The following is a 24,216-nucleotide window of genomic DNA, read 5'->3' on the forward strand; positions in this document are numbered from 1 at the left end:
TGCTTTTATGACCGAATTCTTTCGAGTTTTCTTGTAATACCCAGCGGATTTGGCTTAGAAGCGGTCATCTACGCGGCGATGCGACCGGAAACGACCCCGATGACCCATTCGAAACGGCATGGCGAGATTCTGCGGCTGCTGCAGGAAGAGGGCACCGTCACCATCGCCAGTCTGGCCGACCGGCTGGGCGTGTCGCTCGAGACCGTGCGCCGCGACGTCAAGCCGCTCACCGGTGACGGCTCCGTCCTCAAGATGCATGGCGCTATCAGCCTACCGTCGATGATCGGAGAAGCACCGTTCGAGCGACGCATGCGTGAGAATGCCGACGCCAAGCGCGTCATTGCCCGCATGGTCGCCGCCACCATCCGCGACGGCGAATCGATCATGCTTGACACCGGCACGACGACCTCGTTCCTTGCCCGTGAACTGCTCGGCCACCGGCGCCTGACGGTCGTCACCAACTCGTCGGACATCGCCCGCACGCTGGCCACCATCAACGGCAACAAGGTCTACATGGCCGGCGGCGAGCTGCGCAGCGATTCCGGCGCTGCCTTCGGCGCCTCGGCCATCGACTTCGTCAGCCGCTTCTCGGTCAGCCACGCCATCATTTCCACCGGCGCCATCGATGCGGTGATGGGCGTCATGGACTATGATCTGGAAGAGGCCGAGTTCGCCCGCATGGTGCTGTCGCGCGGCCAGCGTTCACTCGTCATCACCGATCACTCGAAGTTCGGCCGCCTTGGTCTGGTCCAGGTCTGCGGCTTCGACAGCTTTTCCGAACTCGCCAGCGACCGTTCGCCGCCGCGCGACATAGCCGCCGCCCTGGCACAGGCCGGCGCGCGGCTCAGCATCGCCGGCGAAGAAGCCGGGTTTTAGCCGAAGACCAGCGACTGGTGGGCGCACACGCCCGCGAAGGTGCCAGCCGATACCGCAAAGGCGATGTTGTGCATCGAACGTGCCGCGTCGCCGGCGGCGTAGACGCCGGGCACGGTCGTCTGCTGCCTGTCGTCGACGGCGATTACCGGACCAAGGAGGCCTTCGGTGAAGCCGCAGCCAAGCTGTTCGGCAAACGGGCTGGCCATGGTGTTGCGCGGTGCCGTGAACATCGCCCTGACGCCGGCCTTCCTGCCGTCGTCGAGGTGGACGATCAATCCGCCGGAGCCGTCTTCCCGCAGCTCGGTCACGCTGGTGGGCTCAAACCGCACCTTTCGGCTCTCCAAGGCGCGCATCTGCTTGGAGTCGGGTTCGAACAGGCCGTTGCCGAACAGCGTGACATCGCCCCAATCGGCGATCAGCTGTGCCTGATGCAGGGACATCGGACCGGTTGCGAGCACGCCGAGCGGCCCACCGGAAACTTCGTAGCCGTGGCAATAGGGGCAGTGCAGCACGCTCCTTCCCCAGAGCTCGGCAAGCCCGGCCACCTCCGGCAGGATGTCGCGCACCCCGGTGGCCAGCACCAGCCGTGCGGCGGCGAATGTCTCGCCGCCATCGGTGGTGATTTCGAAATCGCTGCTGCCGGCGGCAACGGCCTTGTCCGCGCGCCCGTCGACAACCCTGGCTGTCGGATAGGCCAGCAGCTGCCGCCTTGCGTCACCCAGGATTGCGCTGGGCGAGCGCCCGTCCTGTCCGAGGAAGCCGTGCGAATGCTCGGCAAAGCGGTTGCGCGGCTGGCCGGCGTCGATCACCAGCACCTTGCGTCCTGCCCGCGCCACCTGGATGGCGGCGGACAGGCCGGCAAAGCTGCCGCCGACGACGGCAAGATCATACTGCATGGCTGGAGACTCCAATGAGATCAAAACGGCGGCGGAAATCGGCGGTCAGGTCGGCCAGCGTGATGCGGTCGAGTTTTTCCGCCAGCAGCCTTTCGGCCGCGACGCGAAAATCGTCGAGCACGGCGATCACCGCCTGCTCGACGAGGCAGCCGGGGCTTTCCGGCTCGGTGCTGAACGGCAGCAGCGTCTCGCCAAGGGCGACGCTGATCTCGGCCAGGGATATTTTTTCGGGCGCCCGCCCGAGCAGCCAGCCGCCGCCGTGCCCGCGCGACGAGGTGACGATGCCGGCATCGCGCAAGCCTGCGATGGTGCGGCGGACCACCACCGGATTGGTGTGGATGAAGGTGGCAAGCTGCTCGGAGGTCAGCGCCCGTTCGGGCTTCTCGGCCATGTGGACGAGAATGTGCAGGGTCGAGGACAGTCTGCTGTTGCGTTTCATGTAACTTAGTTAGTTACGATTCGCGCCGATGTCAAACGCGCCTGCACTCACGCGGTCGCCTATGGGAAGCCTAGGCTGGCAAAGCGCGAAAACTCATCCGGAAGCAGGCACCATTCGGCCTGCCGTCGAGGATATCGATGCGCCCGCCATGCAATTGCATGATCTCCTGCACCAGGTTGAGGCCGAGTCCCGCGCCGTGGTCCTGCGGGCGCAGCCGGTAGAACGGTTCGAAGACGCGTTCCCGCTCGCTCAGTGGCACACCGCCGCCTTCGTCCCGCACCTCGATGACGGCGGGAGCTGTAATGCCAACGGTGATCTTGCCCGAGCGGCCGCCATGTTCGATGGCGTTCTGGACGAGATTGGTCACGGCGCGTTCGATCGCGGTGCGGTCACCGGAGGCGAAAACTGCTTCTGCTTCGGGTTCGAACGACATCTCGTATCCGGCCGAAAACGCCATCGGCGCGAGGTCGACAATGACGTTGCGCGCAATCGCCACAAGGTCGACCTTTTCAAAAGCCGCGGCCTGCCGGTCGAGACGCTGCAGGTCGAGCAGCTGGTCGGTCAGCGTCGAAAGCCGGGCTGCGTCCTGCAGCAGCCGTGCCCGTTCGGGTGTCGCCGGCAGCGCGGCGAGGCGTGTGTTGAGGATGGCGACCGGTGTTCGCAGTTCATGCGCCGCGTCGGTCAGGAAACGCTTGTGGCGCTCATAGCCCTTGTCGAGGCGCGATAACGCCGCATTCACCGCTTTCACCAGCGGTGTCACCTCCAAGGGCACGTCCTTCAGCGGCAGCTGTACGCCGCGCTGGTCGACGTCGATGCGCCCGGCCTCGGCCGCCGCATGGCCAAGCCCTGAAAGCGCGCCGCGCACCACCCAGGGCGTCGCGAACAGCGTGGCCAGCGCCATCAGCCCGGCGAGCGGCAGTATCCCTTGCAGGAAAAATTGCGGCGCCTGCCCAAGCAGGCGCATGAGCGAAAGCCCGCCCTTGGTGCCGGTGAAGATCTGGACGTTGCCGGCTGCCGTATCGGTCCAGCGGATCTTTCCTCCGGGTGGCGCGGCTTGCCCCAGGGTCGGGTCGATACGGGCGTCGCTGATGGTGTCCAGCAGTCCGACAAAGGGCTGGAAGATGGTCGGTACCGTTCCTTCCTGCAGCCGTTGCCCTTGCTTGTCGCGAATGATGAACCAGAGGTCCGGAACTCCAGATCGCAGCTTTGCCATATCCGCCGTCTCGCGGACGACAAGCTTGCCGCTGGCGTCACGTGCCACCGCATCCGCCAGCACGTCCATCGTGCCGTCCTCATAGTCGTGCGGAATGAGCCCGGTGGCCAGCATGGCGCCAAGAATGCCGACGATGATCAGTGTCAGCATCGCGCATTGCAGCAACGCGATGCGCAGCACCAGGCTCCATTTCAGCGAACGCGGGCGCTTGATCGTCATGTCGTCTCGCGCAAGAGATAGCCGACGCCGCGAATGCCGTTGACCGTCACGCCGCCGTCGGCGTCGGCGAGCTTGCGGCGCAGGCGCGAGACGTGGGTGTCGAGCGCGTTGGACTGAATCTCGTCGTCGAGGCCGAACACCGCTTCCATCAGCGCCTCGCGCTGCACCATGCGGCCGGTCCGCCGCATCAGCGTTTCCAGCACCAGGAGTTCGCGGCGCGGCAGGCTGAGCGGCTCACCACGGATCGACACCTCGCGATGCCCGACATCGAGCACCAGATGGCCGGCGCGGATGAATTGCGACTGCATCGGCACCGGACGCCTGAGCAGCGCGCGCAACCGGGCCAGCAATTCCTCGAAGGCGAACGGCTTTGCCAGATAGTCGTCCGCGCCCATGTTCAGCCCGTCGACCTTGTCCGACGTGTCGCCCTTCGCGGTCAGCATCAGCACGGGCGTGGTGTTCTTCGCTGCGCGCAGTCTGGGCACAAGCGACAGCCCGTCGCCATCCGGCAATTGGCGGTCGAGCAGGATGGCGTCGTAGCTGTCGGCGGCAACGAAGCCCTCCGCCTCGAGCAGCGAGCCGGCGTGGTCGACCACCATGTCGTGGCGCTTCAGCGCGGCACGCAAGGCCGAGACCATTTCAGGCTCGTCTTCGACCAGCAGGATACGCATCCACCATCCTCTTACAAAGACCACTGCTGCAGGCGCTACAGCGCCAACATTGCGCAAGCATGGCAAATCCTGGCAGCGGGCGTCGACGCGCCCTTTCTTTGCATCTGCCACCTTGCGCAATGTCTATGCAATCCAGTCACGGCAAACAGCGCCAGTCGGCACGAACCGCCATGCCGGCATCAAGGCGTCGGGCCCGAATATGCAACAGGTCGGGTCCGGCGCTGAAATGAAATCAAATGGCCGCACCAAACTGATTGTCGCGCTGCTGTCCGGATTGAGGTTAGCTATGTCTGCAAATGATGCTCTGTCTTTTCTCATGGCGTGGACCGTGGCGCCGTTCAGGATCGGCTCCGTCACGCCGTCCAGTTCCAGCCTGGCGGCATTGATGACGCGCGACATCGGTCCCGACACCGGCCCCGTGCTGGAGCTTGGTCCCGGAACCGGCCCGTTCACCCGGGCGCTGCTGGCGCGCGGGGTCAGTGAAGAGGATTTGACGCTGATCGAATCCGATCCGGATTTCGCCGCACTGCTCAAGCGGCGCTTTCCCGCCGCCCGGGTCTTCGAAATGGATGCCGTCGGCCTGCGCCATCTATCGCTATTCCCTGGGCCGGCGGTCGGCGCCGCCATTAGCGGGTTGCCCTTCCGCCTGATCTCACCGCGCAAGACGCTCGCCATTCTCGACGGGGTTTTCGCAAATCTTCGCCCAGGCGGCGCGCTCTATCAGTTCACGCTCGGCCGGCGCTGTCCGTTCGACCAGTCGCTGCTCGATCGGCTCGATCTCGAGGTCACGCGGGTTGGCCATACCTTTCGCAACTTCCCGCCGGCGACGGTCTATCGCATCGCCAGGATCAAGACGCTCAGCACCTATGACTGGCGCTTCGCGTGACCGGCCCGCTGGCGACAATCCTCGGCTTCGGTCTGTTGGGCGTCTTCTGCCTCGCCTTCACCGAAAAGATCCTGCCAATCCCGCCCTCGCATGTGCTGCTGCTGTTCCTCGGCATGACGGCGGCGCCGGATGGTTCGACGCTGGCGGTCTTGCTGCTGGTGACGACGCTTGCCTCCGCCAGCGGCTGCCTTGTCTGGTATGCGGTCGGCCGCCGGATTGGGCCTGATCGTGCCGACAGGCTGGTGGAACGTTTCGGCAAATATGTCTTCCTGCGCCACGCGACCTACCGCAGGCTCGGCCAGGCCTACCGCCGCAATCATGTCCGGGTCTCCCTGCTGGCACAGTTCATCCCGACGGTGCGCAATTACCTGCCGATCGCAGCCGGCGCGCTCTGTCTGCCTGCCTTCCCCTTTGCGGCCGCGACGCTGCTCGGCGCCACGCTCTGGAACGCCGGCTTTCTCACCACCGGCTATCTGCTGCGCGGCAGCGGCCGGGATTCGTTCACGGTGGGCCTGCGCATCATTGTCATCGTCGTGGCTCTGGAGACGGCATTCATGCTTGTGCTGCGCTATGGCCCCGCATGCCGGCGGCGCATCAAGTTGGCGCTCGGCTGACCACGCAGCGCCGGATCTCCGGTCACGGGATAAGCTCCGCCGTCGGCTTTCCTTCCCCGGCGCGCCGGTGTTTAGTCCGGCCATGGCCTTCACCATCCGCCAATTGCAGTTCTTCATCGCCGTTGCCGAGCAAGGCACGGTCTCTGGCGCAGCACAAAACCTCTCGATCTCGCAGTCGTCGGTCACCGAAGCGATCAAGGAACTAGAAAGCGATCTCGGCGTCGAACTGTTCGAACGCCATCCGCGCGGCCTGAACATCACCCACAAGGGTCACCAGTTCCTGCGCCACGCCACCAAGATCCTCGCGGACGTGTCCGACGCGCGCCGCTCTTTCTCCGGCGAGCAGGCGGTGGCGGGCGGTCGGCTGCAGCTCGGCGTCACCTCGCTGGTCGCCGGCTATGTGCTGTCGGATCTGCTCGCCCGCTACCGCCGCGCCTATCCGGGTGTCGAGGTCTCGGCCATCGAGGACAATGGCGACTACCTCGAACATCTCCTGATCGGCGGCAAGCTCGACATTGCCGTCATGGTCACCTCCAATTTGCGCGACCGCACCGCCTTGCAGTCGGAAATCCTCGAAGTCTCGGCTTACCGGCTGTGGCTGCCGCTCGGCCATCCGCTCGCCAGCGCCGACATTATCAGCATTGGCGACATTGCCTCCGAAACGCTGATCATGCTGACCGTCGACGAGATCGAGGAAAACACCGGCAAGCTGCTGACGGCGATCGGCGCCAAGCCGCATGTCGCTTTCCGCACCCGCTCGGTCGAAGCCGTGCGCAGTCTCGTCGCCACCGGCGCCGGCGTGGCGCTGCTGCCCGACCTCGTCTACCGGCCCTGGTCGCTGGAAGGCGACCGCATCGAATCGCGCGATATTTCGGGCTCCTTGCCGGTGGTCCAGGTCGGCATGGTCTGGCGGCGCGGCTCCGGCCTGCCGCAGGCGGCGCGCGATTTCATCGGCCTTGCCCAGTCACAGCGGACGGTGCGCCGCTAGTGTGGCCTACTCCAGGCTGACGTCGCCAGTCTGGCGCTTGCGCCTTGTGACGGAAACCGCCTCCGCCTTGAAGGGCCCGATCGGAGCAACCTCGAAGCGGCCGGCGCCAGCAAGCCTGACGGCCCGGCGGAACGTCGGACACTCCATCGGCTGGGCGGCCGGACATCGGGCGGCGTGACGCAAAGCCTCTCGGATCGCGGTCAGGCGCTGGATGGTGTGGTCCAGTTCGTTCGCCTTGGCATGCAGGCGCCCTCGATCCATTTTCGGCAGGCCGTCGGGCGTCAGCATCGCGGAAATCTCGTCCAGTGCGAATCCACCGGCGCGTCCAAGCACGATCAAGGCGAGCCGTTCCAGGACGGCCGGGTCGAACAAGCGGCGCAGGCCGCGACGGCCGATCGAGGCGATGAGGCCCTTCTCCTCGTAGTAGCGAAGCGTCGAGGCGGGCACGCCGGTGCGGCGCGACACTTCGGCAATGTCCATATCTTTCATTCTTGACCTCAAGTCGGCTTGAACTCGTAGACTGCTCGCGACGATCGGTGAGAACAACAGAAAAGCGAGGTCCGTTATGCCGCAATCCGCACAGCCAAACACACGCCAAGCCGCACTCTGGAATGACGCCAGCGGAAAGGCCTGGGTCGAGATGCAGCCGATCCTCGACGAAATACTGGCGCCGTTCGAGCGGCTGGTAGTCGATGCCGGCTATCCCGGGGAAGGGGGCAATGTCCTGGACATCGGCTGCGGCGCTGGCGCCACAACGCTGGCGATGGCGCGCCGCGTGGGCAACGACGGACGTTGTGTTGGGCTCGACATCTCGCAGCCGCTTGTCGCCCTGGCGACGGAGCGCACGCGGGTGGAAAAGGTAGCAAACGCAAGTTTTGAAGTGGGCGATGCCCAGGCGTATGCGTTCGAATCCGGGCACTTCGACGCTGTTGTCTCGCGCTTTGGTGTCATGTTCTTCGATGATCCCGTGGCCGCGTTCGCTAACATAAGACAGGCCGCAAGGCGCGGTGGCAAACTCGCCTTTGTTGCTTGGCGCAGTCCGGTCGAGAATGAATTCATGACGACCGCTGCGCGAGCGGCTGCACCTTTCCTGCCGCCCGCACCCGCGCCAGACCCCGATGCGCCGGGGCAGTTTGCCTTTGCCGACGGTGCCAAGGTGAAGCGGATCCTTGAAGCGAGCGGCTGGTCGTCAATCGAAGTCGAACAGGCGGACGTCCTGTGTCAGATCGCCGAAGGCGATCTGATGACGTATGCCACCCGGCTAGGGCCGGTCGGCGCCGCGCTGCGCGAGGTTGACCGGGCAACGGCCGAAAAAATCGCTACTGTGTTGCCTGCTGCGTTCGCGCCTTTCGTGGAGGACGGCGAGGCTCTCTTCAATGCCGCCTGCTGGTTGGTGACGGCGCTGGCTTGAAGGGGTGGGTGGTTGGCTATCGGAAAAACCGATATCGCCCTTCTGATAAATGAATTTGCGAAACCGGAATTTTCAAAGCACTTTCACGATCAGGGACCAAAGCCGCCATCAGAGCGACATGCGTCCAACGGACGAACTGACAGTTTTTCAGTCCGCGCGTGACCCCTAGCGAAGACCGAAACCGGCTTTCGGGGTCAGGCGCCAAATGGGAGATCGACAATGAATTCATTCCTGAAGTCATGCACTGCACTGACGGTCGCGCTGACCTTTTCCGGTCAGGCCGTCGCCCAGGTCAAGGAACTTGGCAAGGGCGAAGGCCAGGTCAACATCGTTGCCTGGCCGGGCTACATCGAGCGCGGCGAGACCGACAAGGGCTATGACTGGGTGACCTCCTTCGAGAAGGAGACCGGCTGCAAGGTCAACGTCAAGACGGCCAACACCTCCGACGAGATGGTCTCGCTGATGAATGAGGGCGGTTTCGACCTCGTCACCGCTTCGGGCGATGCCTCGCTGCGCCTCGTTGCCGGCAAGCGCGTGCAGCCGATCAACACCGATCTCATCCCGAGCTGGAAGACGGTCGACGAGCGCCTCAAGGACGCTCCGTGGTTCACCGTCGGCGGCGCCCACTACGGCGTTCCCTATCAGTGGGGTCCCAACGTCCTGATGTACAACACCGACGTGTTCAAGGAGGCTCCCAAGAGCTGGAACATCGTCTTCGAGGAAATGAAGCTGCCGGACGGCAAGTCCAACAAGGGCCGCGTCCAGGCTTATGACGGGCCGATCCACATCGCGGATGCCGCCAACTATCTGATGTTCCACAAGCCGGAACTCGGCATCAAGGATCCCTACGAACTGAACGAGGACCAGTACAAGGCAGCGCTCGAATTGCTGCGCGTCCAGCGCACGCTGGTCGGCCGCTACTGGCATGACGCCGCCATCCAGGTCGACGATTTCCAGAATGAAGGCGTCGTCGCTTCCGGCTCGTGGCCGTATCAGGTCAACACGCTGGTCGCCGCCAAGAAGCCGATCGCGTCCACCATCCCGGAGGAGGGCGCCACCGGTTGGGCCGACACCACAATGATGGAGGCCGACTCGGCCAATCCCAACTGCGCCTATATGTGGATGGAACATTCGCTGTCGCCGAAGGTGCAGGGCGATGTCTCGGCCTGGTTCGGTTCGCTGCCCGTCGTGCCCGCCGCCTGCAAGGGCGATGAGCTGTTGACCGACGAGGGCTGCAAGACCAACGGCTACGACAATTTCGACAAGATCAAGTTCTGGAAGACGCCGGTGTCGAAATGCACCACCCAGAACGATCAGTGCGTGCCCTACTACCGCTGGGTGTCCGACTATATCGGCGTCATCGGCGGGCGGTGATTTTTCTTACCCTCCCCCTTGTGGGGAGGGTCGACGCACAGCGTCGGGGTGGGGGTCTGCTCGGCATTTTTCGAGGCACCCCCACCCGCGGCTTCGCCGCGACCTCCCCACAAGGGGAGGTAGGACGTCGCGCGATATCAACACATCAAACCGGCAACAGACTGACAGCCCATGACCTCCGCCGTCTCCTTCCAGAAAGCTTCGCGCCATTTCGGCAGCGTGCGCGCCGTCGACGCGGTCGATCTCGACATCGCGCCGGGCGAATTCTTCGCCATGCTCGGGCCATCCGGTTCCGGCAAGACGACGTGCCTGCGCCTCATCGCCGGCTTCGAGCAGCCGACATCGGGCTCGATCTCGATCTTCGGCGAACGCGCCGAGGGCGTTCCGCCCTATCGCCGCAACGTCAACACCGTGTTCCAGGACTATGCGCTGTTCCCGCATCTGAACGTGCTCGACAACGTTGCCTATGGCCTCATGGTCAAGGGCATCGGCAAGGCTGAACGGCACAAGGCGGCGGAAGAGGCGTTGTCACTGGTGCGGCTGCCCGGCTATGGCGCCCGCCGGCCCGGCCAGCTTTCCGGCGGCCAGCGCCAGCGTGTGGCACTCGCCCGTGCGCTGGTCAACCAGCCCAAGGTGCTGTTGCTCGACGAGCCGCTCGGCGCGCTCGACCTCAAATTGCGCGAGAACATGCAGGAGGAGCTGAAGTCGCTACAGAAGGCGCTTGGCATCACCTTCGTCTTCGTCACCCACGACCAGGGCGAAGCGCTGTCGATGGCCGACCGCGTCGCCGTCTTCAACGACGGCAAGATCATGCAGATCGGCACACCGGAGGATATCTACCAGCGGCCAAAGACCCGCTTCGTTGCCGATTTCGTCGGCTCCTCCAACGTGCTGCCGCCGGATTTCGTCCAGCGCTATTCCGGTCAGCATCGCTGGGGGAGTCTGCGCCCTGAATCCATTCGCGTCGGCCGCGCGGCAAGTGGCGAGGGCGTGTCCGCCCGCCTCGTCTCGACCAATTATCTAGGTGCCACGACCAAGCTGGCGCTCGACGCCGACGGGCTGCGGCTGCACGCCATCGTGCCGGCGGGCACCGCCTTGCCGGCCGAAGGCGAGGCGGTCGTGCTCACCTTCAATCGCGAGCACCTGCATCTGATGGACGAGCCGGCATGAGTCTCGACGCCGCCATGGTGCGTGCAACGGCGCCCGCCATCCTGCCGGGTAGCGGCGGTCTGCGTGGCGCGTTGTCGGACCTTTTCTGGCGCAAGCCGAAGGTCCTGCTGCTGCTCATGCTGTTGCCGCCCGTGCTGTGGCTCGGCATCGTCTATATTGGCTCGCTGTTCGCGCTCTTGGCGCAGAGCTTTTTCTCCATCGACGAGTTTTCCGGCCTCATCAACCGCGAGTTCACGCTCAAGACCTATGGCGACCTGTTCCAGGCCGCCAATCTCGACATCATCCTGCGCACGGTGACGATGGCGGCCTTGGTCACGCTGGCCTCGGCCGTCATCGCTTTCCCCATCGCCTACTACGCGGCGCGTTATGCGCGCGGCCGCTGGAAGGCGCTGTTCTACCTCGGCATCATGCTGCCGCTGTGGTCGAGCTATCTGGTCAAGATCTATGCCTGGAAGCTGATCCTGGCCAAGGAAGGCATCCTCACCTGGCTGCTCGCCAAGCTGCATCTGTTGTGGGTGCTCGACACCTGGCTGTCGCTGCCGGTCGTCGGCGGCAATTCGCTGTCGGTGTCGTTCACCGGCACCTTCATCGTCTTCGTCTATGTCTGGCTGCCGTTCATGATCCTGCCGGTGCAGGCGGCGCTCGAGCGCGTGCCGGGCAATCTGGTCGAGGCCTCGTCCGATCTCGGCGCTTCGCCCGGCCAGACCTTTCGCAACGTGCTGTTCCCGCTGGCGCTGCCGGGCATCGTCGCCGGCTCGATCTTCACCTTCTCGCTGACGCTCGGCGATTACATCATCCCGCAGATCATCGGCACCTCGCGGCTGTTCATCGGCCAGGCGGTCTATTCGCAGCAAGGCACCGCCGGTAACATCCCGCTCGCCGCCGCCTTTACCGTGGTGCCGATCGTCATTATGGGCTTCTACCTCTGGGGCGCCAAGCGCATGGGGGCCTTCGATGCGCTCTGATGGTTCCCAGTCGGCTCCGCTCGGCCTGAAGATAGCCGCAGCCTGCGGTCTGCTGTTCCTGCATCTGCCGATCCTGCTGATCTTCGTCTATGCCTTCACTACCGAAGAAAAGAGCTTTGTCTGGCCACCGCCCGGCCTGACGACGCAATGGTTCGCCGTCACCTGGAACCGGCCGGATGTCTGGCAGGCGCTGTCGCTGTCGGTCAGGGTCGCGGCGATCTCGACGGCGATCGCGCTCGTCCTCGGCACGCTCTGTTCGGCGGCGGTGTCGCGAACAAAATTCTTCGGCCGCGAAACCATCTCGCTGCTGGTCATCCTGCCGATCGCGCTGCCCGGCATCATCACCGGCATCGCGCTGCGCTCGGCCTTTTCGCTTGCCGATATCCCGTTCTCATTCTGGACGATCGTGCTTGGCCACGCCACCTTCTGCGTGGTGGTCGTCTACAACAACGCCGTCGCCCGTTTCCGCCGCACCTCCGGTTCGATGATCGAGGCATCGATGGATCTCGGCGCCGACGGCTTCCAGACCTTCCGCCATGTCGTGCTGCCCAACATCGCCACGGCACTGCTTGCCGGCGGCATGCTGGCCTTCGCTTTGTCCTTCGACGAGGTGATCGTCACCACCTTCACGGCCGGCCAGCAGCAGACGCTGCCGATCTGGATGCTGGAAGAGCTGATCCGTCCGCGCCAGCGCCCGGTCACCAATGTCGTCGCCATGGTCGTGGTGCTGGTGACGCTGCTGCCGATCCTTGCCGCCTATTACCTCACTCGCGACGGCGACCAGATTGCGGGCAGTGGAAAATGAATCAGCGAATAGGGAGTAGCGAATAGCGAATAGGGATCATCGACGGTCGAACCCTACTCGCTACTCGCTATTCGCTACTCGCTCCTGTTCAAGGAGAACCTACATGGACACTCAAATGCTGATCGGCTCGAAATTCGAGAAGGGTACCGAGACCGAGGAGCCGATCCTCAATCCAAAGACCGGGGCGACCATCCTCAACCTGCCCGAGGCCAGCCAGACGCAGATCGAGGCAGCGGTCACTGCCGCCGAACAAGCGTTCGTCACGTGGTCGCGCACCACGCCGGCGCAGCGCTCCGGCTATTTGCTGAAGATCGCTGACCGCATCGAGGCCGACGCGAAGGAGTTCGCGACGCTCGAGGCGCTCAATTGCGGCAAGCCAATCAACGCCGTGCTCAATGACGAAATCCCGGCCATCGTCGATTGCTACCGCTTCTTCGCGGGCGCCGTCCGTTCGATGCCGGGCGTCGTCGCCGGCGAATACATTCCCGGCCACACGTCGATGGTCCGCCGCGACGCCATCGGCATCGTCGCTTCCATCGCGCCGTGGAACTATCCGCTGATGATGATGGCCTGGAAGCTGGCGCCGGCGATCGCCGGCGGCAACACCGTGGTCTTCAAGCCGTCCGAGCAGACACCGCTGACGGCGCTGAAGCTTGCCAAGATCCTGGCGGAAATCCTGCCCGAGGGCGTCGTCAATGTCGTTCTCGGCCGCGGCGACAGCGTCGGCAACACGCTGATCAATCACCCCAAGGTCAACATGATCTCGATCACCGGCGACGTCGCCACCGGCAAGAAGGTGCTGCAGGCGGCCGCCAAGTCGGTCAAGCGCACGCATCTCGAGCTCGGCGGCAAGGCGCCGGTCATCGTCTTCGACGACGCCGACCTCGGCGCCGTCGTCAACGGGTTGCGCGCCTTCGGCTACTACAATGCCGGCCAGGACTGCACCGCCGCCTGCCGCATCTATGCCGGCAAGAAAATCTACGACAAACTCGTCGCCGATCTGTCCTCGGCCGTCTCGACCATCAAGTACAATCGTCCGGACGACACGGAAAACGAGATCGGGCCGCTGATTTCGCGCCGCCAGCGCGACCGCGTCTCGAGCTTCGTCGAGCGCGCTTCGGAACTGAAGCACATCGAGATCACCACCGGCGGCAAGCCGGGCGAGGGTTCCGGCTTCTACTACCAGCCGACCGTCGTTGCAGGCGCCCTGCAGGAAGACGAGATCGTGCGCCGCGAAGTGTTTGGGCCGGTCGTCTCCATCACCCGTTTTTCGGAAGTCGACGAGGCGGTGAACTGGGCCAACGACAGCGACTATGGCCTGGCGTCGTCGGTATGGACCAAGGACGTCTCGCGCGCCATGGCGACGGCCGCCCGCCTGCAATATGGCTGCACCTGGATCAACACGCATTTCATGCTGACCAACGAGATGCCGCATGGCGGATTGAAGCAATCCGGCTACGGCAAGGACATGTCGCTCTACGCGCTGGAGGACTACACCGCCGTCCGCCATGTGATGGTGGCCCACGGCTAGCGCTTGAGCGCGCAGTACAAGCATTCAAAACCAGGGAGGAAGAACCATGCATCGCCGCCAGTTTCTGACATCCGCAGCCGTTGCCGCCACGCTCTTCGTGGCGGCGCCGTCCTTTGCCGCCGACACAGCGCAATCGGTGGTCGAAGCTTATGTCGCCGCCTGGAATGCGCATGACTCGGCCAAGGCGGCCGGCTACTTCGCCGACGACGTCACCTACTACGACGCTTCTGTCGGCAAGCCCGTCACGGGTCGGGAGGCCGCCAAGACCGGCGTCATCGACAATTTCCTCAAGGCCGTCCCCGACGCGGTTTGGACGATGAAGGGTGTGCCCGTCGTGGAGGGCGACCGTGTCTCGTTCGAATGGGAATTTTCCGGCACCAACACCGGCGCCTGGGCCGACGGCACCGCTGCCACCGGCAAGAAGTTTTCCTTCACCGGTGCCTCGATGTTCTCGATCAAGGACGGCAAGATCGCGACCCAGAGCGACTATTACGACGCACTCGGCTTCTACAAGCAGCTTGGCCTGATGTAGCAGCGCCGTCTGCTTCCCTTCTCCCCGTTGCCGGGGAGAAGGGCGTCGGCCACTACTCCACGATGCGATAGATGTTCCACAGGCTGGTGCCCGACACGACATAGGGCTCCATCTCCTTGCCCCATTTGGCGTGCGCGTCGATCTTGCCGATCTTGGCAAACATCGCCTCCAGCTGGGCCAGGCTCTCGACCTGGTGATGCGACTCGACCGTCGCTTCTCGGGCGCCGATCGATCCGGTCATGATCTGGAACTTGAGGTCAGCGATACCGACCTGCGAGCCGATCTCGCGTTCCCATTTCTTCAACAGTTCGAGCACGGTCTGCTTGTGCCCGAACTTGGCGTCGATCTGCCATCTGGCGCTGAACATGTTGGTTTCCTCCGAGATTGCGGTTGAGCCCGCGATTGATCTACTCGTCCCAGGCCTGCACGACGGTCTGCCGTGCGATCCGCCCGTTCTTCAGCTCCAGCATCGCCGCGGCGAACACTTTCGTGCCGTCCGGATAGGCGCAGGCCTCGGTGAAGGCGAGGCTGTCGCCGTCGGCGATGGTGGTATCGACCTTGTGGGTCATCGCCCGGCTGCAAATATCGTCCCAGAATGTTGTGATCGCCGCGCGTCCGCGGATCTCGCGCGGCTTGCTCGGTGGGTTGTTGCGGTCAATCACCTGCACCAGCGCGTCGTCGGCATAGAAGCTCGACAGCATCTTGCCGTCACGGCCTTCGATCGCCTTCTTGATCGCCGCGCCATCCACTGTTTGGGTCTTGGTCGGCATTTCATCCTCCATTGGCCCGTCTGATTTCCGGGCGTTCGATTGATCGGACACTGCCCGGCATGAGCGCCAGGCAGCAACTTTCGTTACTGCGACTTGGCCTTGACGGCCGCGAACACGTCATCGGTCTGCTTCTTGAAGGCCGTGAGATCGACCTAGCTGCCGTCGAGCATCGTCGACCAGTGGCGCACGATGGCCAGCGCCACCTCCTCCTTGATCTCCTCGTCGCTGGCGCCGTTGAGCTTGGCCGCTTCGGTGTGGAAATAGATGCAGCACTGGCATGGGATCTGCGACGCGACGGCGAGGCCCAACAGGCCCTTGGTCTTGCCGTCAAGCGCGGTCTTTGGGTTGACAGCCGCTTCAGGAGGCGGCTGTAGCCCTCGTCTTCCCAGTGCAGGTCGAGGTTGGAAATGAAGCCCGGCACGAAGACGAGATCGAACGACCCCTGGCCGACCACCTGATAGGCGATCCGCACATCGCCGCTAAGGGCGTATCGGGTCTCGATCGGCCTCACGAGGTTTTCCGCCCGGCCTGACGATTTCTGATCGTCAACCATAGCAGAGCAGCGCCGATTGCGGCAGCTCAAACTTTAGCGGCGCCGAATATAAGCCAGCGCGGCTCGACGTTTATTTCTGCAAGGCGGCGACGTCTCCAGGGAAGGCCTTGAGCCCGAGTTTGAGGTCGGCCTCAACCGGTGTGATCGGCCGCCTGATCCTGGCGGAGGCGGCCACCACCAACTCGTTGAAGTTCTCGGTGCCGCCGTCCAGCATCTCGAACAGCTGCCGCCGCATCCTCGGCTCCCAGAACTTGTTAATGTGCTCGGCGACGCCGGCAATGCCTTCCTCGCGCGGCTTCGAATGGAAGAAATCGGCGATCTGGTTTGCCATGCGCACCAGCTTCTCGCCGGTGCTCATGATGTGTTCTTCGTCATGCGACATGCTTGGCAACTCCGCAAACCACCCGGTCTGGGTGGGTGAAAATATCAAAATCGTCGCCGCGAACCAGCGCCACCAGCGTCATGCCGGCCTCCTGCGCCGTGCGGATGGCCAGTGCGGTCGGCGCCGAGACGGCGATGATGAAGGCGGAGCCGATGGCCGCCGTCTTCTGCACCATTTCGACCGAAACCCGCGACGTCACCACGACAGCACCGGATGCGCCATCGATGCCGGCCCTGGCCAGCGCGCCGGCCAGCTTGTCCAGCGCATTGTGACGGCCGACATCTTCGCGCGCCATGACGATGCCCTTGCCAGGCACATAGAAACCGGCGGCGTGCACCGCTCCGGTCTCTGTGTGAAGCGGCTGCACTTTCGACAGAAGCTTGACCGAGCGGACGATGTCGTCGGCATCAAGTGTAAGCTTTGACGCACCAACCGCATCGACCGAGCGCATCGCTTCCTCGATCGATTCGATGCCGCAGAGCCCGCAGCCGACCGGCCCGGCCAGCCGGCGCCGCCGTGCTTCAAAGCGCGTGTTGGCGGTGTCCTTCAACCGGATCTGGATGTCGATGCCGGCGCCATGGTCCTCGACCTCGATGGCTTCGATCTCGTCAGGCAAGGCGATGATGCCTTCGGTCAGCGAGAAGCCGAGCGCGAAATCCTCGAAATCGGCCGGGCTTGCCATCATCACCGCATGCGTGGTGCCGGCAAAGGAGAACGCCACCGGCGTCTCTTCCGGCACCATCCGGTCGGCAGCCGTCGTGCCGACCGCGCGGCGCGCCAGCCGCGATACCTGCGTCGTGGCTTTGCGGCGCGCGCTCAAGACTACTCCGCCGCTTCCAGCTTCGCGATGCGACGGCTGTTGCGTGCCTGCTCGTCATAGTCGCGCTGCCACTCGGACGGCCCGTTGGAAGCACCGACCTGCACCGCCGTCACCTTGTATTCCGGGCAATTGGTCGCCCAGTCGGAGAAGTCGGTGGTGATGACGTTGGCCTGCGTGTCCGGATGATGGAACGTCGTGTAGACGACGCCTGGCGACACCCGGTCGGTGATCATCGCGCGCAGCGTCGTCTCGCCTGAGCGACTGGTCAACCGGACCCAGTCGCCGTCGCGCAGTCCACGGTTCTCGGCATCGTGGGGGTGGATCTCCAGCCGGTCCTCTGAGTGCCACATGACGTTTTCGGTACGCCTGGTCTGCGCGCCGACATTGTACTGCGACAGGATGCGGCCGGTGGTGAGCAGCAGCGGGAAACGTGGCCCGGTCCTCTCGTCGGTTGCCACATATTCGGTGCGGATGAACTTGCCCTTGCCGCGCACGAACGCATCGATATGCATGATCGGGGTGCCGAGCGGCGCCTTCTCGTTGCAGGGCCATTGCACGGATCCGACACGGTCGAGCAACTCGAAGGAAACGCCGGCGAAACTCGGCGTCGTCATCGCGATCTCGTCCATGATCTGCGAGGGATGCTGATAGTTCCAGTCCAGCCCGATCGCGCGCGCAAGCTCCTGTGTCGCCTCCCAATCGGCGTAGCGCGCCTTCGGCTCCAGAACCTTGCGCACCATGTTGATGCGGCGTTCTGCGTTGGTGAAGGTGCCGTCCTTCTCCAGGAAGGTCGAGCCCGGTAGGAAGACATGCGCGTAGTTTGCCGTCTCGTTGAGGAAGAGGTCGTGCACGACGACGCATTCCATCGCAGCGAGGCCGGCAGCGACATGCTTGGTGTCGGGATCGGACTGCAGAATGTCCTCGCCCTGGATGTAGATGCCCTTGAAAGTGCCGTCGACGGCGGCATCCAGCATGTTGGGGATGCGCAGGCCGGGTTCGTCATCCAGCTTCACACCCCACAGGGTCTCATAGATGTCGCGCACGGCTTCGCCGGAGATGTGGCGATAGCCGGGCAGTTCGTGCGGGAAGGAGCCCATGTCGCAGGAGCCCTGCACATTGTTCTGGCCGCGCAGCGGGTTCACGCCGACGCCGGGCCGGCCGATATTGCCCGTGGCCATGGCGAGATTGGCGATCGCCATCACCGTGGTCGAACCCTGGCTGTGTTCCGTCACGCCCAGGCCATAATAGATCGCGCCGTTGCCGCCGGTGGCGTAGAGACGTGCCGCGCCGCGGATAAGCTCGGGATCGACGCCGGACAATTTGCCGACGGTTTCGGGGCTGTTCTCCGGCAAGGCGACGAACGATGCCCAATCCTGGAACTCCGTCCAGTCGCAGCGTTCGCGGATGAAGGCTTCGTTGAAAAGACCTTCGGTGACGATGACATGCGCCAGCGCCGTCAGCACAGCCACATTGGTGCCGGGCTTCAGCGGCAGGTGATAATCCGCTTCAACATGTGCCGACTTGACCATCTCGGTGCGACGCGGATCGAGCACGATCAGCTTGGCGCCCTGGCGCAGCCGCTTCTTCAGCCGCGAGGCGAACACCGGATGGGCCGAGGCGGGATTGGCACCGATGACGACGGCGACGTCGGTGTAGTCGACGGAGTCGAAATCCTGCGTGCCGGCCGAAGTGCCATAGGTCTGGCCGAGCCCGTAGCCCGTCGGCGAGTGGCAGACGCGTGCGCAGGTGTCGACATTGTTGTTGCGGAAGCCCTGCCGCACCATCTTCTGGACGAGGTAGGTTTCCTCATTGGTGCAGCGCGACGAGGTGATGCCGCCGATCGAGGTGCGTCCATACTGGTACTGGATGCGGCGGAATTCCTTGGCCGTGTGGGCGATCGCCTCTTCCCAGCTCACCTCGCGCCAGGGATCGGTGATCTTTTCCCGGATCATCGGCGACAGGATGCGGTCCTTGTGGGTGGCGTAGCCATAGGCGAAACGGCCCTTTACACAGGAATGGCCATGGTTCGCCTTGCCCTCCTTGTAGGGCATCATGCGAATGACCTCGTCGCCCTTCACTTCGGCCTTGAACGAGCAGCCGACGCCGCAATAAGCGCAGGTGGTGACGGCCGAGCGCTCCGGCAGGCCCTTGGCAAGGACCGTTTTCTCACGCAGCGCATCAGTCGGACAAGCCTGCACGCAGGCGCCGCAGGACACGCATTCCGAATCGATGAACGCCTCGTGCATTCCCGCTGAAACCCGGGATTCGAAACCACGTCCCTCGATGGTCAGCGCGAAGGTGCCCTGGACCTCTTCGCAGGCCCTCACGCAGCGCGAGCAGACGATGCATTGCGAGGCATCATAGGTGAAATAGGGATTGGACTCGTCGCGGGCGATGTAGTCGACCGCCAGCGAGCCATGGCCGGGCGCCACGCCGTTTTCCGGCTTGACGTGGTTGCGGCCCTCGATGCCGTAGCGGTTCTCGGTCAAGCCGATCGACTTCGCCACTGCATCGAACTCGCTGGCGCCGGTTCCGGCCTTTTCGTTCCAGCCGGTCGGATGGTCGGAGACATAGAGTTCCATGACGCCGCGGCGAATGGCGTCGAGCCGCTCGGATTGCGTACGCACCACCATGCCTTCGCCGACGGGCGTCGTGCAGGAGGCCGGCGTGCCGCCGCGTCCTTCGATCTCGACAAGGCAGACACGGCACGAACCAAAGGAGTCCAGCATGTCTGTGGCGCAAAGCTTCGGGATCTCGACCCCGCCCTCCATCGCGGCACGCATGATCGAGGTGCCTTCCGGGACGGTGATGCTGCGCCCGTCGACGTTCAGCGTGACCTGCTTCTGCGCCTTCGATTGCGGGGTTCCGTAGTCGATCTCTTCGACGAGGGATGGGAAGTCGGCCTTGATGTTCATCTGCCAGCTCCTATTCAGCAGCCACGCGCACGGGCGCAGGCTTGAAGTCGTCGGGGAAATGGGTGATCGAGCTCATGACAGGGTAGGGCGTGAAGCCGCCCAGCGCACACAGCGAGCCGAATTTCATCGTGTTGCAGAGGTCGGTGACTAGAGCGAGGTTCTTCTCCGGCTCGATGCCGGCTGCGAGCTTGTCGATGGTCTCGACACCGCGCGTCGAGCCGATGCGGCAGGGTGTGCACTTGCCGCAACTTTCGATGGCGCAGAACTCCATGGCAAAGCGCGCCTGTTTCAGCATGTCGGCGGTGTCGTCGAACACCACGATACCGGCATGGCCGATCAGCCCGTCCTTGGCCGCGAAGGCTTCATAATCGAATGGCGTGTCGAACAGAGTGCGCGGGAAATAGGCGCCGAGCGGTCCGCCGACCTGCACGGCCTTGACCGGACGCCCCGTCGCCGTGCCGCCGCCGATCTCGTCGACGATCTCGCCCAGCGTCATGCCGAAAGCGGCTTCGAACAGCCCTGCATATTTGACGTTGCCGGCGATCTGGATCGGGATCGTGCCGCGCGAGCGGCCCATGCCGAAATCCTTGTAGAAGGCCGCACCCTTGTCCATGATGACAGGCACCGAGGCCAGCGAAATGACGTTGTTGATCACCGTCGGCTTGCCGAACAGCCCCTTGTGAGCCGGTAGTGGCGGCTTTGCCCGCACCATGCCGCGCTTGCCTTCGAGCGAGTCGAGCAGCGCCGTCTCCTCGCCGCAGACATAGGCGCCTGCGCCGACCCGGATCTCCATGTCGAAAGCGTAGGGCGAGCCCAGCACGCTGGCGCCAAGAACGCCAGCCTTGCGGGCGATCTCGACGGCCTTGTTCATCACCGCCACCGCATGCGGATATTCCGAGCGGATATAGACAAAGCCTTTGGTCGCGCCCGTGGCTATACCGGCGATCGTCATGCCTTCGATCAGCACGAAAGGATCGCCTTCCATGATCATGCGGTCGGCGAAGGTGCCCGAATCGCCTTCATCGGCGTTGCAGACGATGTATTTGCGGTCGCCAACGGTATCGAGCACCGTCTTCCACTTGATACCGGTCGGGAAGCCCGCGCCACCGCGCCCGCGCAGTCCGGATTCGGTCACCTGGGCGACAATGGCGGCAGGCGTCAGTCCCAGCGCATTCGTCAGACCGTTCAACCCGCCATGTTTCTTGTAGGATTCGAGCGACAGCGGATCTGTGACGCCGCAGCGCGCGAAGGTCAGCCGCGTCTGCTTGGCCAGGAAGGGGATTTTGTCCGGCGCGCCCAGCCAGCGCTTGTGGTGGCCGCCGGTGAGGAAGCCGCTGTCGAACAGGCTTTTGACGTCGGACGGCTTGACCGGCCCATAGGCGACGCGACCATTGGCTGTCGCAACTTCGACCATGGGTTCGAGGAAATAAGCGCCGCGCGAACCGTTGCGTACGATCTTGGCCTCGATGCCGCGCTCGGCCAGCTCACTTTCGATCGCCTTGGCGACCTTTTCGGCGCCCAGCGCCAGCGCACCGGAATCGGCGGGAATGTAGATACGCGGGATCATGAGCGCACCTCGGCAACGATCTCGTCGAGCTTCTCGTCATCGAGCCGCCCGATCACCTCGCCATCAAGCATTGCGGCGGGCGAACATGCGCACAGGCCGAGACAATAGACCGGTTCCAGCGTGACCGATCCGTCGCGGGTCGTCTCATGGAAGCCGATGCCCAGCAACTGCTGCAGCTTGGCGGCGATGGCGTCCGAACCCATCGATTGGCAGGATTCCGCCTGGCAGAGCTTCAGCACGTGCCGGCCTGCCGGATGGCTGCGGTAATCATGGTAGAAGGTGACGACGCCGTGCACCTCGGCCCTGGAAATGTTCAGCGCTTCGGCGATGACCTGCAGCGCATCGTGCGGCACATGGCCGAACTCTTCCTGGATGCCGTGAAGGATCGGCAGCAACGGGCCTTCGAGACCTTTCAGCTCCTGGATGATCGCGGCCGTGCGCGATGTGATCTCGGTACTTGCAGGCTGCATCGTCATGCAGCGCCCTCCCTGGTCGATAGCTTTTATCGCTAAGTCTTTACAAAATCAGAGGAAACCCGCGAAATCAATAAAGCTGTTTCGTTGATCGATAGAAATTTTCTATCGAACCTCATCGGTTCCCATTTCTATATCAGCGGTGGGCGTGGAAATCGTCCGCCAGCGCCATTGCCTCGTCCAGCAGCGCCGAGACCAGCGGCGTGTGCGGTTCGCGCGGCGCCGCCACCAGGCCGACCGTGTGGCTGGCATCCGGTTCGACAATCGGAATGGCTCGTATAGGCTCGGAAAAGCCGAATGTTTCCGCAAGGTTGAGTGGCATGATCGAGGACCATTTGCCGGTGCGGATATGGGAAAACAGCACGATCATCGAATTGGATTCCAGCGTCGGCCGCACTTGCACGCCGGCTTCGGCCAGATGCTGGTCGATGATGCGGCGGTTCTGCATGTCCGGCGTCAGCAGGCACAGCGGCAGGCTTGAGAGCTCCGCCCATGTCACTTGGTCGCGATCGGAATAGGGATTTCCCATCGCGGTGATCAGTTGATAGCGCTCGTCATAGAGCGGCACGCTGGTCACTCGCCCCAACGGCTCGTTGTCGAGATAGGTGATGCCGGCGTCGATATCGAAATTGCCGAGCAGCGACAGAACCTCGATCGAGGTGCGCGACAGCACCGAGAAGGTGACGCCGGGGTGTTTTGCCCGAAACGGTGTTGTCAGCCGTGCCACCATGGCCAATGCGGTCGGAATGGCGGCGATGCGGATGCGGCCGGAAAGACCGTGGCGCGCCGCGCGCATTTCTTCGCGCATGGCGCGGGTGTCGCCGACGATGCGGCGCGCCCACACCAACACTTGCTTGCCCTCCGGCGTCAGCCCCTGGAAGCGCGAACCGCGCAAAACCAGCATGACGCCAAGCTGGCCCTCCAGCTGCTTGATGCCGGCCGACAGCGTCGGCTGGGTGACGCCGCACACTTCCGCTGCCCGGCCGAAATGCTCCTCCCTGGCCAGCGCAATGAAGAATTCCAGCTTGTCGATCATGCGATCTTTCCAGTCGTTCGGCGCAAGGTCGAGGAAATCGCGCTTTACCGCAAGCGCCATGCACAATTGACCTGCATCCACATCTTTAAGCCGGCTACCTGTTCCCCGCGGCTAAATGCGGCGCTATGTGGATGAAACTGGGAGGTCGACCATGCTGGGCTGGTTCCGCAAGCTTCTGCCGCGCGAAGATCGCTTCTTCGAGCTGTTCGAACGACATTCCCGCACCGTGGTCGGCGGCGCCGAGGCGCTGGAGCAGCTTCTCCAGGGCAAGGACATCACCGCTGGTGCCAGAAAATCATCGATCTCGAAGATGAAGCCGACCATATCACGGCGGAGGTCCTGCTGGCGGTGCGGCGCTCGTTCATCACGCCTTTCGATCGCGGCGACATCAAGGACCTGATCCAGTCGATGGATGATGCCATCGACATGATGCACAAGACCGTCAAGACGGTGAAGCTGTTCGAAAGGAATGAATTCGACCCTCTGATGCAGGAAATGGGCGGCGTCATCGTCGCCGCCGCCAAGCTGGTGGCCGAGGCGATCCCGCTGCTCAGCAAGGTCGGAGCCCATACGGTGCGCCTCAACGCCATCGCCGAAGAGGTCATGCGCGTCGAAAGCCGGGCCGACGATCTGCATGAGCAAGGGCTGAAGGATCTCTTCAGGAAGCACGGCCGCAGCGACCCGATGGCCTACATCATCGGCAGCGAGATCTACGGCCAGCTGGAAAAGGTGGTGGACCGTTTCGAGGACGTCGCCAACGAGATCAGCGGCATCGTCATTGAGAATGTCTAGGTGATGGAAGCAACCATTGCCTTTCCCATTCTCGCCGGCCTGGTCGCCGTCGCGCTGTTCTTCGACTTTCTCAACGGCCTGCACGACGCCGCCAACTCCATCGCCACCATCGTCTCCACCCGGGTGCTGAGGCCGCAATATGCGGTGCTATGGGCGGCTTTCTTCAATTTCATTGCCTTCATGTTCTTTGGCCTCCACGTCGCCGAGACAGTGGGCAAAGGCATCGTCGACGTCAGCATCGTCACCCCGGCGGTGATCTTCTCGGCGCTCGTCGGCGCCATCGTCTGGAACATCGTCACCTGGATCGCCGGCATCCCG

At 63.7% G+C, this 24,216-nt stretch carries 26 protein-coding genes and 1 pseudogene; 13 read left to right on the forward strand and 14 right to left on the reverse strand.

Translation table 11 applies throughout. The annotated features are described in order from the left end of the window. Positions 1–99: 99 nt before the first annotated feature. Positions 100–876 (forward strand): DeoR/GlpR family DNA-binding transcription regulator, encoded by a 777-nt coding sequence (locus FCU66_RS35320; protein WP_136619945.1) that lies wholly within the window; start codon positions 100–102, stop codon positions 874–876. Here the strand turns inward: FCU66_RS35320 and FCU66_RS35325 are convergent. From FCU66_RS35325 to FCU66_RS35340, 4 genes are all read right to left on the reverse strand, one after another. Beyond that, positions 873–1,772 (reverse strand): NAD(P)/FAD-dependent oxidoreductase, encoded by a 900-nt coding sequence (locus FCU66_RS35325; RefSeq protein ID WP_136619944.1) that lies wholly within the window; start codon positions 1,770–1,772, stop codon positions 873–875. The genes FCU66_RS35320 and FCU66_RS35325 overlap by 4 nt on opposite strands. Beyond that, positions 1,762–2,211: an RrF2 family transcriptional regulator gene (locus tag FCU66_RS35330; protein ID WP_136619943.1), complete on the reverse strand. Its 450-nt coding sequence runs from the start codon at positions 2,209–2,211 to the stop codon at positions 1,762–1,764. The genes FCU66_RS35325 and FCU66_RS35330 overlap by 11 nt, the downstream gene beginning before the upstream one ends. A 70-nt stretch (positions 2,212–2,281) precedes the next feature. Then, a complete protein-coding gene (locus FCU66_RS35335; protein ID WP_136619942.1) occupies positions 2,282–3,643 on the reverse strand; it encodes a sensor histidine kinase in 1,362 nt (453 codons plus the stop codon). Continuing rightward, positions 3,640–4,314, reverse strand: coding sequence for a response regulator transcription factor (locus FCU66_RS35340; RefSeq protein ID WP_136619941.1), 675 nt, complete (start codon positions 4,312–4,314; stop codon positions 3,640–3,642). The genes FCU66_RS35335 and FCU66_RS35340 overlap by 4 nt, the downstream gene beginning before the upstream one ends. A 286-nt stretch (positions 4,315–4,600) precedes the next feature. On the opposite strand from FCU66_RS35340, the gene FCU66_RS35345 reads away from it, so the two are divergent. From FCU66_RS35345 to FCU66_RS35355, 3 genes are all read left to right on the forward strand, one after another. Then, positions 4,601–5,200, forward strand: coding sequence for a class I SAM-dependent methyltransferase (locus tag FCU66_RS35345; RefSeq protein WP_136619940.1), 600 nt, complete (start codon positions 4,601–4,603; stop codon positions 5,198–5,200). Further along, entirely contained in the window at positions 5,197–5,814 is a 618-nt protein-coding gene (locus FCU66_RS35350) for a DedA family protein (protein WP_168992005.1), read from the forward strand. Before FCU66_RS35345 ends, FCU66_RS35350 begins: the two co-directional genes overlap by 4 nt. Before the next feature lie 82 nt (positions 5,815–5,896). Next, positions 5,897–6,802, forward strand: coding sequence for a LysR family transcriptional regulator (locus FCU66_RS35355; protein WP_136619938.1), 906 nt, complete (start codon positions 5,897–5,899; stop codon positions 6,800–6,802). Positions 6,803–6,808: 6 nt separating this feature from the next. Here the strand turns inward: FCU66_RS35355 and FCU66_RS35360 are convergent, their stop codons facing one another. After that, positions 6,809–7,291 (reverse strand): helix-turn-helix domain-containing protein, encoded by a 483-nt coding sequence (locus FCU66_RS35360; RefSeq protein WP_136619937.1) that lies wholly within the window; start codon positions 7,289–7,291, stop codon positions 6,809–6,811. Between the two features lie 76 nt (positions 7,292–7,367). Here FCU66_RS35360 and FCU66_RS35365 point away from each other — a divergent pair, with 76 nt between their 5' ends. The 7 genes from FCU66_RS35365 (at position 7,368) to FCU66_RS35395 (ending at position 14,590) form a co-directional block, all read left to right on the forward strand. Beyond that, on the forward strand, positions 7,368–8,213 hold the full coding sequence (locus FCU66_RS35365) for a class I SAM-dependent methyltransferase (protein ID WP_136619936.1): 846 nt from the start codon (positions 7,368–7,370) through the stop codon (positions 8,211–8,213). Between the two features lie 219 nt (positions 8,214–8,432). After that, positions 8,433–9,587 (forward strand): ABC transporter substrate-binding protein, encoded by a 1,155-nt coding sequence (locus tag FCU66_RS35370; RefSeq protein ID WP_136619935.1) that lies wholly within the window; start codon positions 8,433–8,435, stop codon positions 9,585–9,587. Positions 9,588–9,758: 171 nt separating this feature from the next. After that, on the forward strand, positions 9,759–10,757 hold the full coding sequence (locus FCU66_RS35375; RefSeq protein ID WP_136619934.1) for an ABC transporter ATP-binding protein: 999 nt from the start codon (positions 9,759–9,761) through the stop codon (positions 10,755–10,757). A gap of 14 nt (positions 10,758–10,771) precedes the next feature. Continuing rightward, the gene (locus tag FCU66_RS35380; protein WP_206077157.1) at positions 10,772–11,722 is read left to right on the forward strand and encodes an ABC transporter permease; all 951 of its coding nucleotides are present in this window, start codon (positions 10,772–10,774) and stop codon (positions 11,720–11,722) included. Further along, positions 11,712–12,527 carry an ABC transporter permease gene (locus FCU66_RS35385; protein ID WP_023811678.1) on the forward strand — a complete coding sequence of 272 codons (816 nt, stop codon included), beginning with the start codon at positions 11,712–11,714 and terminating at the stop codon, positions 12,525–12,527. The genes FCU66_RS35380 and FCU66_RS35385 overlap by 11 nt, the downstream gene beginning before the upstream one ends. 103 nt (positions 12,528–12,630) lie before the next feature. Next, the gene (locus FCU66_RS35390; protein ID WP_136619932.1) at positions 12,631–14,058 is read left to right on the forward strand and encodes a gamma-aminobutyraldehyde dehydrogenase; all 1,428 of its coding nucleotides are present in this window, start codon (positions 12,631–12,633) and stop codon (positions 14,056–14,058) included. 46 nt (positions 14,059–14,104) lie between these two features. Beyond that, entirely contained in the window at positions 14,105–14,590 is a 486-nt protein-coding gene (locus FCU66_RS35395) for an ester cyclase (RefSeq protein WP_136619931.1), read from the forward strand. A gap of 52 nt (positions 14,591–14,642) precedes the next feature. Here FCU66_RS35395 and FCU66_RS35400 read toward each other — a convergent pair whose 3' ends face one another. From FCU66_RS35400 to FCU66_RS35445, 9 genes are all read right to left on the reverse strand, one after another. Further along, positions 14,643–14,957: a hypothetical protein gene (locus FCU66_RS35400; protein ID WP_136619930.1), complete on the reverse strand. Its 315-nt coding sequence runs from the start codon at positions 14,955–14,957 to the stop codon at positions 14,643–14,645. 40 nt (positions 14,958–14,997) lie between these two features. Beyond that, a complete protein-coding gene (locus FCU66_RS35405; protein ID WP_136619929.1) occupies positions 14,998–15,360 on the reverse strand; it encodes a nuclear transport factor 2 family protein in 363 nt (120 codons plus the stop codon). Between the two features lie 152 nt (positions 15,361–15,512). After that, on the reverse strand, positions 15,513–15,749 hold the full coding sequence (locus tag FCU66_RS42380; protein WP_281285586.1) for a carboxymuconolactone decarboxylase family protein: 237 nt from the start codon (positions 15,747–15,749) through the stop codon (positions 15,513–15,515). Positions 15,750–15,983: 234 nt separating this feature from the next. Beyond that, positions 15,984–16,295, reverse strand: coding sequence for a formate dehydrogenase subunit delta (locus FCU66_RS35420; RefSeq protein WP_136619928.1), 312 nt, complete (start codon positions 16,293–16,295; stop codon positions 15,984–15,986). After that, entirely contained in the window at positions 16,285–17,115 is an 831-nt protein-coding gene (fdhD, locus tag FCU66_RS35425) for a formate dehydrogenase accessory sulfurtransferase FdhD (protein WP_136619927.1), read from the reverse strand. The genes FCU66_RS35420 and fdhD overlap by 11 nt, the downstream gene beginning before the upstream one ends. A 2-nt stretch (positions 17,116–17,117) precedes the next feature. After that, positions 17,118–20,030: a formate dehydrogenase subunit alpha gene (fdhF, locus tag FCU66_RS35430; protein ID WP_136619926.1), complete on the reverse strand. Its 2,913-nt coding sequence runs from the start codon at positions 20,028–20,030 to the stop codon at positions 17,118–17,120. Positions 20,031–20,040: 10 nt separating this feature from the next. Then, the gene (locus FCU66_RS35435) at positions 20,041–21,597 is read right to left on the reverse strand and encodes a formate dehydrogenase beta subunit (protein WP_136619925.1); all 1,557 of its coding nucleotides are present in this window, start codon (positions 21,595–21,597) and stop codon (positions 20,041–20,043) included. After that, on the reverse strand, positions 21,594–22,073 hold the full coding sequence (locus FCU66_RS35440) for a formate dehydrogenase subunit gamma (RefSeq protein WP_136619924.1): 480 nt from the start codon (positions 22,071–22,073) through the stop codon (positions 21,594–21,596). Before FCU66_RS35440 ends, FCU66_RS35435 begins: the two co-directional genes overlap by 4 nt. Before the next feature lie 133 nt (positions 22,074–22,206). Next, on the reverse strand, positions 22,207–23,106 hold the full coding sequence (locus tag FCU66_RS35445) for a LysR family transcriptional regulator (RefSeq protein ID WP_136619959.1): 900 nt from the start codon (positions 23,104–23,106) through the stop codon (positions 22,207–22,209). A 151-nt stretch (positions 23,107–23,257) separates the two neighbouring features. On the opposite strand from FCU66_RS35445, the pseudogene FCU66_RS35450 reads away from it, so the two are divergent. Next, a pseudogene (locus FCU66_RS35450) lies at positions 23,258–23,898 on the forward strand (DUF47 family protein). A 3-nt stretch (positions 23,899–23,901) separates the two neighbouring features. After that, the coding region (locus tag FCU66_RS35455; protein WP_181956584.1) for an inorganic phosphate transporter at positions 23,902–24,216 on the forward strand (315 nt) is incomplete at its 3' end.

It is taken from the genome of Mesorhizobium norvegicum (genome assembly GCF_004919685.1).
GTDB classification, from domain to species: Bacteria; Pseudomonadota; Alphaproteobacteria; order Rhizobiales; family Rhizobiaceae; genus Mesorhizobium; species Mesorhizobium norvegicum.